Origin of the sequence: Nocardia grenadensis NBRC 108939 (assembly GCF_001613445.1) — a bacterium.
Lineage (GTDB): Bacteria > Actinomycetota > Actinomycetes > Mycobacteriales > Mycobacteriaceae > Nocardia > Nocardia grenadensis.
Genome location: NZ_BDCJ01000009.1, coordinates 406,108 through 421,304, shown reverse-complemented (window position 1 = coordinate 421,304; position 15,197 = coordinate 406,108). Strand labels below are relative to the sequence as shown.

The following is a 15,197-nucleotide window of genomic DNA, read 5'->3' as shown; positions in this document are numbered from 1 at the left end:
CAGTCACCGCTCCGAATCCCTCCAGTAAAAGAGTCTGAGCTACAAGATACTTTGCGTCAAGATGTCTGCGTGATTTTGTCGTGGCGGGCTTAGGCCGGGCCGCTTCCGTCGTAGCGTCCAGCGGGCCGGTCAGGCGATGAGATTCGGGGAGCCGGTCAGATGCGCCAGCGTCCGCAGGATCGAGTACGGCACCACCGCGCTGGTACGCGGATTGTCCGCGCTCGGCAGGTTCTCGATCTTTATCGAGTACCGGCCGATCGGCCCCGCGGCCTCTATCTCGTGACAGGTCAGCTCCGCGTCCGGATCGGCGTACAACTCGACCGATACCGATTCCCAGTCGCTCACCGCGAAACTCACCGCGGCAGCCACATTCAGCGATTTCGGGAACAGCCGCACCGCCTCGGTCGAACTGCCCGCGAAAACACGGAGTCGCGTCGTCGTGGTACCGATCCGGTGCCGCTCCGCCGCGTCCATCCACGGTTGCACCAGCGATCCCGGCGATTTCGTCGACCGGACGAGCACATGGTCGAACGGCGCCGCGTCGCGTGCGGCGGCGAGCAGGTCGAGACCGCCGACCGCGCCGTGTGTGCATACGACCCGGCCCGGCCCGCTGCCCGCGATCCGCTGCGCGAAGGCGGGATCCGACAGCGCCCCCACCGAGGACACCAGCAGGTCGCATCCCGCGTCGACCACGTGCGGGCCGACCTCCCGGACCGCCTCCTGCGAGGCGCATTCGACCACCACGTCCGCGAGTTCGAGCGCTTCCGCGAGCGAGAGCGCGGGCGCCGGGAGACCCTCGACCGGAGACCGATTGACGATCCCGACCAGCTGGGCGCCGGGTACATCACCGCGGACGAGCCGGTCGGCCACGACCGCGCCGATACTGCCGTAACCGAGCACGCACACCCGCGCCGGCTCCCGGGCACCGAGTACCGCAGTGGCCGACTGTGTGCCGTTGTACCCCGAATTCATCGTGCCCCCTCGGAAAGAGTTGTATGCGGTCGGCGGAGACCGCCACGTAGGTGGCGAGTTCGTATCATCGCGTCCTCTCGGAAACGGTGGCGAAGGCCGGAGCGCAGGCGAAGGTTTCGCATCATCGCGCCCCCTCCGCTTCGCGCGCGGCGATCGCCTCGTAGACCCGTTGCGGTGACAGCGGAAGTTCGGTGAGCTGAACCCCCACCGCATCGGCGACGGCCTGGGCGATGGCACTCGCGACGGGTAGCATCCCACCCTCTCCCATGCCTTTACTGCCGAACGGTCCCGCACCGTGGCCCTGCTCCTGCGTGATCGAGACGAAACGCTCGGGGATATCCTCGGCGAGCGGCACCCGGTAGAGCAGTGCCTCGGCATTGAGCAGTTCCCCGTCCAAGTCGTACCGGAGTTCTTCGAACAATGCCTGTCCCAGTCCGAACACCGCGGCCCCCTCGTCCTGACCGCGGCACGCGATCTTGTTGATGATCTTGCCGGCGTCACCGCTGACCGCCAGTTGCAGCACGGTGATCCGGCCCGTCTCGGGGTCGACCTCCACTTCGGCGGCCGCCCAGCCGATCTCCCAGAACACACACGGGGCCTCGAGCGGCGCCCGGTGATCATTGCGCGCCTTGTAGAAACCGTCGGCGGAGAATTCGAATCCGGTGTTCCCGAAGACATCCATGATCATCGGGAACAGGTCGTGCACGATCCCGTCGGGCGTACGCACATGCCAGTTCACGAGCTCGAGCCGGGCGGAATCGACGGCGAGTTGCGCCCCGGCCCAGTCGAGTACCTCGTCCCGCAGCTTCTCGGCCGCCGTCCGCACCGCCTGCCCCATCACCGCGACGCCCGAAGACGCATTGGTCCCCTGGTCGAACGGGGTGTTGTCGGTGTCGATACGCGCGTAGGCCACCCGGGCGGGATCGCAGCGCAGCACCTCGGCGACCAGTTGCGCCATCGCGGAGTGCCCGCCCTGCCCCATCTCGGTGAGCGCGCAGTTGAGCAGGACGTCACCCCGCGTGGTGACCTTGACCCTGGCCGTTGCCGGTTTGTTGATACCGCCGCCGTCCTTGACGCCGACCGATACGCCCATCCCCCGGTTCCCGGTGTGAGCACGCCCGTGGTAGCCGATCGCGTCGGCCACCAGCCGCATCCCTGCCACCAGGTCGGAGTCGATCCCGGACTCCCCCGGCACGAACTCCTCACCGAGCGCTTTGAGATTGCGTACCCGCAGTTCGTAGGGATCCAGTCCGAGGCGATCGGCGATCAGATCCACCTGACGCTCACTGGCCCACGTCGCCTGGGTACCACCGAACCCCCGGTAGGCCCCGGCCGGCACAGTATTGGTGGTGACGACCTTGCACACCGAATCGATGTGCTGCCAGCGGTACGCGCCGGGCATCCGGTAGCCGGCCTTCTCCGCGACCGCTGGACTGTGCTCGGCATAGGCACCGCCGTTGAGCAGCACTGTCGACTGCCTGGCGACGAAGGTACCGTCGGCCCGCACACCCGATTTCACGATGAGTGTCGCCGCGTGCTGCGAAACGGTGAGGAACACCTCCTCGGTGGTCATACAGAACCGGACCGGTCGCCCGCCGCTGAGCTGGGAGAGCCGGATCGCGACCGGGTCGGCCTTGGGTCCGTTCTTCGCGCCGAAACCGCCACCGATCAACGGCACATGGACACGGATCCGGTTCTCCGGCAGCCCGAAAACCCGCGCCAGCTCCTTGCGCAGGTTGAACGGCGCCTGCGTCGAGGTCCACACCTCGATCTCGTCGGCACTCGCCTCGGCGACGGTCACGAACGGTTCGAGATGCATATGGTTCATCCGCGAGAACTCGAAGGTGTCCTCGAAGATATGGTCACATGTCTCCCAGACGTCGGGCGAGCCGGTGCGGTACCGGAACTCGTAGCTCACATTCGGTTCGCTGCGCAACGACGCCGACGCGCCCTGCCCGTACTTCGGGATCACCCCGAACGGTTCGTCCGGATGGATGACCGGCGCCGATTCCGCAAGGGCCTCCCCGACGGTGAACACCGCCGGCAGGACCTCGTATTCGACCCGGATCAGGTCCAGGGCGGCGAGCGCGGTGCGCTCGTCGACGGCGGCGACCGCGGCCACCACATCACCGACATATCGGACGACACCGGTCGCGACTACCGGCTGGTCCTTCACCATCGTCCCGTAGCACTGCAAGCCGTCGATCTCGTCCTGGGTTACGATCGCGGTGACCCCCGGCAGCGCGCGTGCGGCCGCGGTGTCCATGGAGACGATACGGGCGTGCGCGTGCGGACTGCGCAGCACCTTCGCGTGCAGCATGCCCGGGCGCACGATATCGGCCCCGTACACGGCCCGCCCGGTCACCTTCGCCGTCGCGTCCGCCCGCGGGCCGTCCCGGCCGACCACCCGGTGTTCCGGCGGTGCCGTGGGCAACTCGTGGATCCGGTACCCGCCGACCGTTTCCCCGGCGTCGACCACGTGGGTGCGCGCGTCGACCAGCGGGCCCCGGGCCGCCGACCGATCCGAGATCGCCGTCATTCGCGATCCCCGTCCTGCGCGGCCGTCAGCTCCGCCGCGCGTTCGACGGATTCCATGATCATTTCGTAGCCGGTGCAGCGGCAGGTGTTCGAACTGATCCATTCGCGAATGGTGCCGCGGTCGGGCCGAGGTTCCCGGCGCAACAGACCGGTGGTCAGCATCAGCATCCCGGAAGTGCAGAAACCACACTGGTAACCACCGCATTCGGCGAATGCCCGCTGCTGGGGCGAGAGCGTCCCGTCCGCGGCCGCCAGTCCCTCGACGGTCTCCACGGAAGCACCGTCGACCGCGAACGCGAAGGTCGAGCAGGAGGCGACCGGCACATCGTCGACGAGGACCGTGCAGGCTCCGCAGACACCACGTTCACACGAACGCCGCACGCCCCGGCAGCCGAAGTCGTCGCGCAGCACATCGAGCAGGACGGCGCTGGAATCGATTCTGCAGTTCTGTTTCTCGCCGTTCAGGCCGAACTCTATCGAGGTGTCGAGCGTGCTCGGCGGAGCTTGCGCGCCGGCCGGTCTCGTCTCGGCATCGGGATCACACATGCGGTTGGTCCTCACAATGGGGGGTGGCAGTGGCTGCCTCCTGGAGCAGCCTGCGGGTCAGCACTGTGACGAGGTGCCTTCGGTACTCGGCCGACCCGGTGTAATCGGCGATATCGTCCGGGAGTTGCGCGGCGAGGGCCGCGGCGGTCGCCACCGTGTCGATATCGGCCGCCGACGTGGCCCCGGTGTCGACGCGCAACGAGATACCCCGGCGGTACTCCGACCCCGCGGTGGCGTGGACGGACAGGGTGGCGCCGGCGCCCCGCCGGATCGCGAGCGCGACCGTCGTGGTGGGGCGCATCGAACGCTCGTACCCGAACCACACCAGATCCGCGGTGGACACCTCGATACCGGTGAGCAGTGCGCTGGTGTCATCGGTCCACAGTTCGCTGGATGCGAGAGTGCGGCCGTCCGAAATCGACAGCCGGGCATCGAGAGCACCCAGTAGTAACGGCATCTCGTAGCGATGGCGCCGGGCCATCAGATTCCCGCCGATCGTTCCGGTGTAGCGGATCCGCACGGTGGCGATCCGTGACCATGCCGCCGCGAGCCCCGGGATCGCCGCGGCCACAGTCGCACTGGTCGCGCCCTCGTGATGGGTGACCATCGGCCCCAGGTGCAGGACACCGCCGTGGTGCGTGATCGCCTTCAGGCCCGCCACTTTCCGCAGCGATACCAGCGCCGCCGGCGTACAGCCCTCCCGGATCCTGGCGACCAGATCACTGCATCCGGCACCGATCACCGCTTTCGGGTCGGCGGCGAGCACCGCCTCCACCTCGGTTACCGATTCGGGACGGTACAGCCGGAACGGCGCGAGAGCCGATTGACTCTGCGCGACGATTCCGGACCCGTCGACCGTGGCCCTCATCAGTGCGCCTTGTTCACAACCGCATCGCGCGGACTGTCGGCTGCCACGCCCTCACCGCGCAGCAGCCTGGTCACATGCGAACGGATCTCGACGAATCGTGGATCCGTCTTGGTGGTGATGTGATCCCGCGGCCGCGGCAGATCGACCTCGATCGTCTCCGCCACGATGCTCGGCGGTTTCGACAGCACGATGATGTGATCGGCGAGGTACACGCTCTCGTCGATATCGTGAGTGACCACCAGGACGGTGATTCCCAGCCGCGCCTGGATCGTCAGAAGCAGATCCTCGAGTTCGGCGCGGGTCTGCGCGTCGACCGAGGCGTACGGCTCGTCCATGAGCAGCAGCTTCGGATGGCTGGCCAGCGCCCGGGCGATGGCGACGCGCTGCTGCATACCGCCCGACATCTGCCAGGGGTAGAGCTTCTCCTTGCCCGACAGGCCGACCGCGTCGATGGCTTCCTGGACCCGCGCGGCGCGCTCCGGCCGCGGCAGATGTTCGAGCGGGAAGGCGATGTTCTTGTCCACCCGCATCCACGGGAACAGGGAACGCGCGTAGTCCTGGAACACCATGGCCAAACCGTCGGGCACACCGGACACCTGCCGTCCGTCGAAGGTGACCGTGCCGGTCGTCGGTGTATCGAGTCCGCTGATGATCCGCAGCAGGGTCGACTTACCGCATCCGGAGGGCCCGACGATCACGCTGACCTTGCCGGCCGGCGCGTCGGCGGTGATATCACGGACGGCCGGGTTGGTTCCGTAGGACTTCGAGATGCCGGTGAGGACCAGCTCCGCGGACGTGATCGTCACATCTGTACTAGTCATTTTGCTGAGTCACTCCTCGGTGCCAGGCCAACGCCCGCCGTTCGACGAACACGAAGATGAAGTTGAGTGCGACACCCAGGGCGGCGAGCACGATCAGGACAGACCAGAATCCGGTGTAGTCGAAGTCGCGCTGTGACCGGATCAGCAGATATCCGAGACCGTTCTCGGCCTTCTGCAGTTCGGAGATGATCATGATGATGAGCGACAGCGACATCGCGGTCCGCACACCGGCGAAGATCTTCGGTCCGGCGCCGGGCAGGATGATCTGCGTCAGCACCTTCCAGCGCGAGATCTTGAACACCGCGGCCGCCTGCATCCGGCCGGTTCCCACGCTCTGCACACCGTCGATCGTGTTGAACAGGATGGGCCAGACCACGGAGAACGCGATGAGGAAGATCTTCGGGCTGTCCCCGGTGCCGAACAGGAAGAAGAACACCCCCAGCAGGGCCGGGCTGGGCAGCGACCGCCCGAGGTGGATGAGCGGCTGGAACAGCGCCGTGAGCACAGGCACGACCCCCAGCGCGACGCCCAGCGCCACCCCGATCACGACGGCCAGCAGCAGTCCCGCCATCGCCCGGTAGACGCTGGGGAAGAAATGGTCGAAGGTCGCGTCGCCGAGGAAGAGCCGGCCGGTGTCGGTACCGAAGAAGTCGGCGAAGACCCGTTCGAACGCCTCGAACGGTGGTGCCACGATCAGCGAACCGACCTCCGACTGCGCCAGCCCCCACCACGCGGCCAGGATCAGCACGGGAACCAGCAGCCGGATGCCTGTCCTGCCCAGCGACGCCGGCAGGGAGCCGCGGGTACGCGCGGCCGAGGCGAGCACGGGAGACTTCCGATCCGGCCGCACGGCCGGCGCGGCGAGTCCCGGGTCGTCGGTCGATGCGACCATCACTGGGCCAGCCCCTTCTTCCATGCGAACACCTTGTTGTCGAGGGCGGTGAAAACAGTGCTCACCGCCAGGCCGAGGACCCCGGCCACCAGCGTCGCGGCGTACACGGTGTCGAGGTTGGTGGCGTTGGCGCTGTTGAGCAGGATGTAACCGCCGATCCCCTGACCGTTGCCGATCAGCAGTTCCGCGCTGACGGCGACGATGAGCCCGATCGACGCGGCGATCCGGATCCCGGTGAACGCGAAGGGAAGTGCGCTGGGGATCTTGATGCGGCGCAGGATCGCGATCCCCGAGAGTCCGAAGGTCCGGGCCGTCTGCACGGCGGTGGCGTCGGTGGCGCGCACGCCGTACAGGGTGTTCAGCAGGATCGGCCACATACAGGCGAGCGCCACCGTGATCGAGAGCGGCAACATCCCCGAACCCAGCAACAGCACCAGGACCGGACCCAGCGCGACCGAGGGCAGGACCCGGAAGACCTCGACCGGGAGTTCGAAGGCGAGGAACACTTTGGTGAAGGCGCCCATCAGGCCGCCGAGCACCATCCCGGCCACGGTCGCGATCAGCAGTCCGAGCATCCATTCGCGGAGGGTGAAACCGACTTCTTGCCAGAAGGTCTGGTCACCGAACAGCGCACCGGTCTCCGTCAGCACCCGGCTCGGAACGGGCAACCCGGGCGTGGCGATCACCCCGGTCCGGATGACCAGTTCGGTCAGCGCGGCCGTCCCGAGCACACCGACGATTCCGTAGACGATCTGCTGCTTCCGGCCGAGCGGCTCACTGAGGAGATCCATCTCAGTCCTCGAGCGTGACGAGGTGCGAGGTGACGTCGAAGCCCTCGGGGATCCGCCCCTGGGCGGCGAGCATATCGGCGACGGACTGCATCTTCGCCGGATCCATACGCGATGCGAAGATCGGCAGCGACATCGACTGGGCTACCTCCGCGGGGACCTTCGCGACACCGGGCAGCCAGCTGCGGAAATCGGCCTCGTGGGCGGAGATATCGGCCCCGGCGGCGTAGATCGCGCGAGCGAACGCCGCGGTGGTGTCCGGGTTCGCGTCCACGAAATCGTCACCCGCGACGAAGATCGACGCGGGCAGTGCGTTGTTGGTGTCCGTGGTGAGGTCCGCGATCTCCCGCATCCCGGCGCCGCGCGCGGCCGAGGAGAACGGCTCGGGGGCGTACCCGACATCGATCGACCCGGCCTGTACTCCCGGCAGCATCTCCGGGAACGGCACCTCGACGTACCGCGGTTCGATATCGACGCCCTGGTCGGCCGCGAGGTTGCCGATGGTGACATCGCCGATGTTGTTGGTGGTGTTCACGCCGACGGTCTTACCGTTGACATCGGCCAGCGATCGGATCGGCGAATCCGGCTTCACATAGAGGATTCCGCTGCCGTCACCGAGCGAGGCGGTATGCGCGACGGTGGTGATCGGTGTCTTGCGGGACTGCGCGATCGCCGCGGAGATCGAGTTGGCGATGCTGAAGTCGAGTTCTCCCGAGGCGACCTTCTGGATACCGATGGGCCCGCCCTGGATCGGCTCGAGCGTTACCGTGAGCCCCTCTTTCTCGAAGTAGCCCTTCTCGTCCGCCCAGTACACCGCCGCATAGTCGGCCAGCGGCAGAACGCCTACCGAGACCTCGGTCTGCTCGAGTGTGCCGTCGGTGGCCACGGCGGCGCGCTCGCCCGAACCGCTGCACGCGCTCAGAACCAAGGCGGAGCCGGCCAGCAGGGCCGCGGCCGCGAGGCGGATTGTCGTCATGAACGTCTCCTGTCGGGACGATGGTGGCGACCGGGCTGTATTCCACCGCGGTTGCCCGAACATCTTGGCTGCAAGAGATTTGTACTTCCTTACCGCTAAGAGGTCAACGGTCGGATGGGCACGAATCCGACGATCAACAGGGGGTTAACCCCACCGGAATCCGTCGAAATGAACGGAGAGATGCAGGTCACACCCATGAATCGCGCGTGACGGCACCCACAGAAAACGCCGGAAGGACGTCGCGGAAACTCCCCCGAAAACGACAAACGCTCCCAGATCGTGGGATCCGGGAGCGTGTAGAACAGATATTCAGGCAGTGCGATCGACCGCGGCGCCCTCCCCCGTCGGCAGCGCCGCCATTCGCAGCGATCCCTCCAGCACCGTGAGCAACCCCGCCAACCGAGCCTTCTGGTCGGCGTCCAGGCCCACGAGCATGTGCGTGAGTTCGGCGAAGTGCGCATCGGCGACCCGGTCCACCAGGTCACGCCCCGCATCGGACAGGGTCACATAGACCACCCGGGCATCCTCGGGGTCGCGTTCCCGCAGCACCAGCCCGGCCTCTTCCAGCCGGTTGACCCGCAGCGTCAGGCCGCCTGTCGTCACGAGCGTCTGCTTCGCCAGCTCACCCGCCGTTCGCCGGAACTCCGGCTCCGCCCGGCGCAGGCACGCGAGGACGTCGAACCCCGCCTCGTTGGTGCCGAACTGCTCGAACACACCGTTGATCCGGGATCGGTAGAGCAGGAAGCTGCGATGCATGCGCCCGAAGATCTCCAGCGCGGAGACATCGAGTTCGGGCCGCGATTGGGCCCACTGCCGGATGATCTCGCCGACACCGTCCGAGTTTTCCGTCACTGCCTCTGCCACAACCCATCCCTCGTCGCCCGACCGGCTTACCTTTGCGCAAAGGTACTGTACGATCTTTTCTATCATCCCACCAGCGCGGGACTCCGGCGATCGTCTCGCCGGGACGGCTCGGCCGCAGCACCGGCGTGAACGCCGACAGTGACCACCGGCCGCGAACCGCGCGCACCGGTCGACCGAACGCGGACCGGCACGACAAGGCAGAGGGTAGTCGGATGTACGAGGTGCTGAACACAGTGGCCCGATGGCAGGCAGCCGGAATCGACTCGCCCTGGCCACAATCGTCGGATCGGTGGGCTCGATCCCCCGTCCCGTCGGCACCGTCATGGCCGTCGCGCGAGACGGCGCCGTCGTCGGCAGCATTTCGGGTGGCTGCATCGAAAGCGATGTCTTCCATCTCGCCACCGAGGTGATGGACACCGGGAACGCGACCATCCGCCGGTACTCGGCCGATGATGCCGGCGCCGGAGCCGTCGCACTGATGTGTGGCGGCGCGATGGATGTCCTCATCCGGCGCGTAGAGCCGACGGATACCCCCGGCCTCACACTGGTCGCGGACAGCGTCGCGGCGGGCCGGCCGGTCGCGACGGCCACCGTCGTCTCCGCGGGCGTCCACCTGGGTGGGTCGATCGTCACGACCGGCACATCATGGGCGGGCACCTGCGGCGATCCGCGCCTGGACGCGGCAGTGCGCACCCGGGCCGCCCGACACCTCGAGGCAGGCACGGTGACGACCGTACAGCTGGGCGAGACCGGAGAATGCGCCGAGAGCGCGCTGTCGGTTCTGATCTCGTCCATCTCTCGGCCGCCGAACATGCTGGTATTCGGCGCGGTGGACTTCGCCCACGCGCTCGTCCGAGCGGCGAAGCTCCTGGGGTTCTCGGTGACACTGTGCGACGCCCGGCCGGTTTTCGCGACGTGCGAACGCTTTCCGGAAGCCGACGAAGTGGTGGTGATGTGGCCCCAGGACTACCTGAAACAGGCGGCGATCACACCGTCCACCGCCATCTGCGTCCTGACTCACGATCCGCGCTTCGACGTACCGGCCCTCGAAATCGCCCTACGGTCCGACGCGGGTTACGTGGGTGCCATGGGCAGCCGGCGGACACACACCGACCGGATGGAACGTCTCCGCGCCGCCGGGGTGACCGAAGCCGAACTGAGGCGCCTGTCCTCCCCGATCGGGCTCGATCTGGGCGCCGCGACACCGGAGGAGACCGCTGTCTCCATCCTCGCCGAGGTCATCGCCCGGCGCCGCGGCGGCAGCGGCCGGCGGCTCGCACGCATCGCCGGGCCGATCCACCCACCGACGCCCGCCGATATGAGCCACCGGGCTCTCCTCGAAACAGACTAGAGGTCGCGGCCGGTCCATCCGACCTCCGGTATCGAGGCCCGGGAAGCCGATCGCCTCGCTCGGCGACATTCGCGCCGCCACTCGAACCAGGAGCCCCATGGCGAAATGCAACTCCACGGGCACCGGAGCCGTCCGACCCGATCCCTGCTCCGGGACCGGGAGCGAAGGAAGCCCGAGCAGCCCGTAGAGTGAGGCAGTCTTGCGGTGTTGAGAACGCAGCCCCGCAGAGCCACCCGATCCAGCGCGACACACCCCGAGCAGCGGCGCACAACCGTTCGGCTCAGCGAGGGCTCTGCAGTGAGGCCGCCACCTGCGGCACGACCGTGTAGAAGGTCGCTCCGACGCCAGCACAGGAAGAGACGCCAGCGTGCATCATGAGGACCGACGACGTGATTTCACGGTCGAAGTATTGCCGGACGGTGCGTCGGTCACCGTCACCGCGACCGGCGAGATCGATATCCATACGGCTCCACGCCTGCACGAAGCATTGACGCGCGCGATGGACGAGCGGCCGCGGACACTGATCCTCGACCTATCCGCAGTGGGTTTCTTCGACTCCTCGGGTCTGAAGGTGCTGCTGGGCTGCCGGGACGAGGCACCGGACCTGCGCCTGGCGGTTTCACCGGCCGTGCGGCGGGTGATCGAAGTCACCGGGCTCACCGAGCAATTCCAGATTTTCGACAGTATCGCGGCCGCAATCGCGTGACCCGGGAACCGCTGAGTCGGCCACGGCGGCGCACCACCGGCGTGGAACTCGCGGAGGAGCGCAGCCGGACCGAGTTCCTCATCGAAGCGTCCGAGGCCCTGTCGGCATCGCTGAATATCGAGCGGTGCACCGAATCCGTCGCTCGGTTGGCGGCCCGTCTCGCCGACGGGGCGACCGTCGTAGCACCTGTCCAGGACCTCCGGCTGCCCGTGATCACCTGCTCGGTCGACAAGGTACGGCACCAACTCGTCGACCGGGACCCGGCTGCCGTACCGGGTCTCGCGGAAGCCCTGCTCGGCTTTCCACCGGTACCGTCGCGCTGGATCGATCCGCATGCCGTCCCGTCCTGGATTCTGCCCGAGGACTTCCGCGGTCCGCTCGGCTCGGTGATGATCATCGCGCTACCCGGTCACGGGCTTCCCGCCGGCGCGCTCGTCCTGTTCCGCCGAGTCGGTCGGCATCCCTTCGGGGAGCGGGACGAGATCTTGGCCCACCTCTTCGCAATCCGCGCCGGGGCAGCCCTGTCGGCCGCCCGGCTCTACGCCGAGCAAACCGCTATCACCGACCTGCTCATGCGCGAACTGCTACCGCCGCGGCTGCCGCGCGTCCACGGTGTGGAGCTGGCCAGTGGCTACCGGGCTTCGGAGAACCACCAGATCGTCGGCGGTGATTTCTACGATGTCCATGCGGCCGCCGGAACCCGCGACGAATCACTTGTCGTCCTGGGCGATGTCTGCGGGAAAGGCCTCGAGGCCGCCGTCCTGACCGGCAAGATCCGCAATACACTGCATGCGCTGGTCTCCATGTCCGACGACCACGAGAAAGTGCTGAACCTTCTCAATCAGGCGCTGCTCACCTCCCACCACGACCGGTTCGCCACCCTGGTCATGGCCTCGGTCGCCCACCGCGACGGCCGGGTGCGGATACGACTCACGGCCGCCGGTCACCCACCGCCACTGATCGTGCGTTCCGACGGCACAGTGGAGAAGGCCGACACCCGAGGGCAATTGATCGGCGTGCTGCCGCGAGTCACCGCGACCACCCTGCGAACCACACTCGAACCGGGAGAAAGCTGTCTGCTGTATACCGACGGGATCACCGAAGCCCGCGGTGGTCCACTCGGTACGAGCATGTTCGGGGAACACCGTCTGTTGGAGGCACTGTCGCGGTGCGCCGGAATGCCCGCCGAGGCGGTCGTCGAACATGTCCAGATGCTCGCCGCGCAGTGGGTCGGGCACCGGCAACACGACGATATCGCGCTGGTCGTGGTCACCGCGCCGATGTGGCCGCAGCAGCGGGAGAAGACCGGACCGTGAACGGGAGACCGGAGGATATGAGCGCATCGCAGTCCGAAACCGTGGCACACAGCGATATGGGTGCGCTCCGTGCGGAACTCTGGGAAGCACTCGGCCGGCGTGACGAGCACACCGCTGTCGCCGCCGTGATCGCCGCCCTTGACAAGGGCGTCCATCCCGAAGAGGTACTCCTCGGAGCCATCGCGGCGGTGCAGTTCCGTGTCGGCACGGAATGGGCGTCCGATCGCCTCACTGTCGCCCAAGAGCACGCCGCCACCGCGATCAACGAGCGCGTCATCGCCGCAGTGGCCTGCCATCCCGCCGCCGCCACCCCTGCCACAGCAGGTCACGTCACCGTCGCCTGCATCGACGGAGAGTGGCACGCGCTGCCCGCCCGATTGGTCGCCGAAGTTCTGCGACTGCGCGGCTGGCAGGTGGAATTCCTCGGCGCCCATGTACCCACCCATCACCTGATCGCCCACATCCATCAGCACGATACCGACGCGGTTCTATTGTCCTCCTCGCTCGCTACCCGTCTCCCCACCGCTCATGCCACGATCACCGCATGCCAGGCGGCCGGCGTACCCGTGCTGGTGGGCGGCGCGGCATTCGGCGCCGACGGCCGTTACGCGCGACTGCTGGCGGCCGACGGGTGGGCGGCCGACGCACGCGGCGCCGCCCGGGAACTCGAGCGTGGCCTTCGACGCAGACAACCGAACTCGGCAGGAGTACCGTCCTCGCCCCCGACGCACCGGAGCGACCAGGAATACACCCTTGTCGTCCGGACGAAAACGCAATTGATCGCCGCTACCGTGACCGACCTCGAGAACAGCTACCCACCGATGCGCGCCTACACCGAACTCCAGCGCGAGCGCACCGCGGAGGATATCGCGCATATCGTCGACTTCCTGGCCACGGCGCTCTACATCGACGACGATGGTCTCTTCAGCACCTTCGTCCTCTGGACCGCCGATGTCCTGACGGCCCGCGGTGTGCCGGCACCCGCGCTGAGTTCCGCGCTCCGCTCGCTGTCGGCGCAGCTGGCGGAATTCCCCCGCACTCGACGAATCCTGCGCCATGCCCACGAAGTTATGACGACACCCGACCGAGTGACGGTCCATGCGCCAGGAATCCCGGAGAGTCCGGCGGCCGGGACGGAGGAGAAGAAGTAGGGGTGCGCCCGCCTACTCGGCCCCGCGACCGGTGAAGTCGAAGGGTCCGCCGTCAATCCCCAAGAGATGACCCGTTCGAGGTGGATTCGGATGACCGCGCGTTCCTGGGGCGGGTACGACGGCTCCTCGTCGGCGAGCGCCTCGGCCGTGCCGCGCACCTCGATACCGCGCATCACGTACGGCTCCAGGGAAACCTGTCGGCCGATGACGAACGACACCCGGCTGCCCGCCTCCACATTGCGGCACTTCCGGCTGGCACGCATCCGCATCCCGCCGATATCGATCGTGCCGTCGGCGTTCACCCGGTAGTCGGTCGGGTTGTTCCGCACAACGCCGGCCGGACACCAACTCGTCAGTTTGATTACGGGAGCCTGCCGGTCCGGGACCCCCTGCCGGCCCACGATGCTTGATGGGCCCGAGAGCTCTTGCATCACAGCGAGCTTCGGGCGGCCTTCACCGGCGCGCAATCGGCTCCTGCAACTCCGTGACCCATCCACTCGGGTCCTGGGTGAACTCCAGCGTCACCTCGCGCGCCGGGCCGTGCGAACGGTAGCCGTTGGCCTCGATCCACCGACCGAGCGCCTGCCACGGTTCGAGGACCTTGTCCATGCTGCCGCGGTGCACCACGGTCGCGGCCTGCTCGACCGCGGGCAGATCGACGATCGAGAAGTCGTTTTCCGCTCCGGGGTCCGCGACGACCGGCATTGCGGCGTGCACCAGCACCGAGCCGTCGGGTCGCTCGTCGTAGTAGGCGATGGCGGGCCCGACGGGTTCGACCCCCGCGCGCTCCAGCCGCGCACACAACTCCTTGAACAGCGGACCCACCACGGGACCGATCGAGTTCGGCTCGAAATCACCCGCCTCACCGATCAATTCGGCGACGCGGACAGCAGGGACGGATGTGACAACCACATCTGGCATGGGCATGGCGCCCTCCTTCTCGATGACACGGAGTCTCGTCTCGACCTGGACGAGCCGGTCCCGGTCCGTCGCGATACGCTGTTCCAGTTCCGCGCGGCGCAGGATCAGCATGCCGCGCAGTTCCGCGCCGCTCACCTCATCGTCGAGGATCCGGCGCACCTGTTCCAGGGTGAAGCCGAGCTCCTTCAGCGCGACGAGCCGGTTGAGCCGGGCCAGCTGACCAGCGGCGTAGGACCGGTGGCCGGTGGCCGGGTCGACCACATCGGGCCGCAGTAGGCCGATGCCGTCGTAGTGACGCAGCATGCGCACCGACACTCGTCCGTGTCTGGCGAAATCTCCGATACTGAACATGACGCCCTCCGGTTTACCGCCTCACACGGTGTCAGGATCAAGAGTCGCGCGCGTTCTCGAAATCTTGGCGAAACCCACGAAGAGCCAGCCGCCGAGCGTCTGCAGCCCCTGTCCGGCGATATCGGCCACGGGTTCG

General features: G+C 67.4%; 14 protein-coding genes and 1 pseudogene. 4 read left to right on the top strand and 11 right to left on the bottom strand.

Translation table 11 applies throughout. The features are described from left to right. Window positions 1-129: 129 nt before the first annotated feature. The 9 genes from NGR01S_RS11780 to NGR01S_RS11740 form a co-directional block, all read right to left on the bottom strand. A complete protein-coding gene (locus NGR01S_RS11780; protein WP_063036207.1) occupies window positions 130-972 on the bottom strand; it encodes an aspartate dehydrogenase domain-containing protein in 843 nt (280 codons plus the stop codon). 121 nt (window positions 973-1,093) lie between these two features. Next, the gene (locus tag NGR01S_RS11775; protein WP_084480692.1) at window positions 1,094-3,511 is read right to left on the bottom strand and encodes a xanthine dehydrogenase family protein molybdopterin-binding subunit; all 2,418 of its coding nucleotides are present in this window, start codon (window positions 3,509-3,511) and stop codon (window positions 1,094-1,096) included. Then, entirely contained in the window at window positions 3,508-4,056 is a 549-nt protein-coding gene (locus tag NGR01S_RS11770; RefSeq protein ID WP_063036206.1) for a (2Fe-2S)-binding protein, read from the bottom strand. The genes NGR01S_RS11775 and NGR01S_RS11770 overlap by 4 nt, the downstream gene beginning before the upstream one ends. Further along, complete coding sequence (locus NGR01S_RS11765) at window positions 4,049-4,924, bottom strand: FAD binding domain-containing protein (protein WP_063036205.1); 876 nt, start codon at window positions 4,922-4,924, stop codon at window positions 4,049-4,051. The genes NGR01S_RS11770 and NGR01S_RS11765 overlap by 8 nt, the downstream gene beginning before the upstream one ends. Further along, window positions 4,924-5,745, bottom strand: a complete 822-nt coding sequence (locus NGR01S_RS11760; protein WP_063036204.1) for an ABC transporter ATP-binding protein — start codon at window positions 5,743-5,745, stop codon at window positions 4,924-4,926. Before NGR01S_RS11760 ends, NGR01S_RS11765 begins: the two co-directional genes overlap by 1 nt. Further along, complete coding sequence (locus NGR01S_RS11755; RefSeq protein WP_245664537.1) at window positions 5,738-6,661, bottom strand: ABC transporter permease; 924 nt, start codon at window positions 6,659-6,661, stop codon at window positions 5,738-5,740. Before NGR01S_RS11755 ends, NGR01S_RS11760 begins: the two co-directional genes overlap by 8 nt. Then, window positions 6,637-7,428, bottom strand: a complete 792-nt coding sequence (locus tag NGR01S_RS11750) for an ABC transporter permease (RefSeq protein WP_063036203.1) — start codon at window positions 7,426-7,428, stop codon at window positions 6,637-6,639. The genes NGR01S_RS11755 and NGR01S_RS11750 overlap by 25 nt, the downstream gene beginning before the upstream one ends. A gap of 1 nt (window position 7,429) precedes the next feature. Then, a complete protein-coding gene (locus NGR01S_RS11745) occupies window positions 7,430-8,401 on the bottom strand; it encodes an ABC transporter substrate-binding protein (RefSeq protein WP_063036202.1) in 972 nt (323 codons plus the stop codon). Between the two features lie 309 nt (window positions 8,402-8,710). Further along, window positions 8,711-9,265, bottom strand: coding sequence for a MarR family winged helix-turn-helix transcriptional regulator (locus NGR01S_RS11740; protein ID WP_245664536.1), 555 nt, complete (start codon window positions 9,263-9,265; stop codon window positions 8,711-8,713). A 241-nt stretch (window positions 9,266-9,506) separates the two neighbouring features. On the opposite strand from NGR01S_RS11740, the gene NGR01S_RS11735 reads away from it, so the two are divergent. The 4 genes from NGR01S_RS11735 to NGR01S_RS11725 all read left to right on the top strand — a co-directional run bounded on the left by NGR01S_RS11735 (window position 9,507) and on the right by NGR01S_RS11725 (window position 13,789). Beyond that, a complete protein-coding gene (locus NGR01S_RS11735; RefSeq protein WP_218020758.1) occupies window positions 9,507-10,616 on the top strand; it encodes an XdhC family protein in 1,110 nt (369 codons plus the stop codon). 367 nt (window positions 10,617-10,983) lie between these two features. Beyond that, the gene (locus NGR01S_RS32460) at window positions 10,984-11,322 is read left to right on the top strand and encodes an STAS domain-containing protein (protein ID WP_245664535.1); all 339 of its coding nucleotides are present in this window, start codon (window positions 10,984-10,986) and stop codon (window positions 11,320-11,322) included. Further along, window positions 11,319-12,638: a PP2C family protein-serine/threonine phosphatase gene (locus NGR01S_RS11730; protein WP_245664534.1), complete on the top strand. Its 1,320-nt coding sequence runs from the start codon at window positions 11,319-11,321 to the stop codon at window positions 12,636-12,638. The genes NGR01S_RS32460 and NGR01S_RS11730 overlap by 4 nt, the downstream gene beginning before the upstream one ends. A gap of 17 nt (window positions 12,639-12,655) precedes the next feature. Beyond that, entirely contained in the window at window positions 12,656-13,789 is a 1,134-nt protein-coding gene (locus NGR01S_RS11725; protein ID WP_084480684.1) for a cobalamin B12-binding domain-containing protein, read from the top strand. A 113-nt stretch (window positions 13,790-13,902) separates the two neighbouring features. Here NGR01S_RS11725 and NGR01S_RS33180 read toward each other — a convergent pair. Then, a pseudogene (locus NGR01S_RS33180) lies at window positions 13,903-14,220 on the bottom strand (PNPOx family protein); the annotation flags it as partial. A 22-nt stretch (window positions 14,221-14,242) separates the two neighbouring features. Further along, window positions 14,243-15,061, bottom strand: a complete 819-nt coding sequence (locus NGR01S_RS11715; RefSeq protein WP_063036198.1) for a MerR family transcriptional regulator — start codon at window positions 15,059-15,061, stop codon at window positions 14,243-14,245. Window positions 15,062-15,197 lie beyond the last annotated feature (136 nt).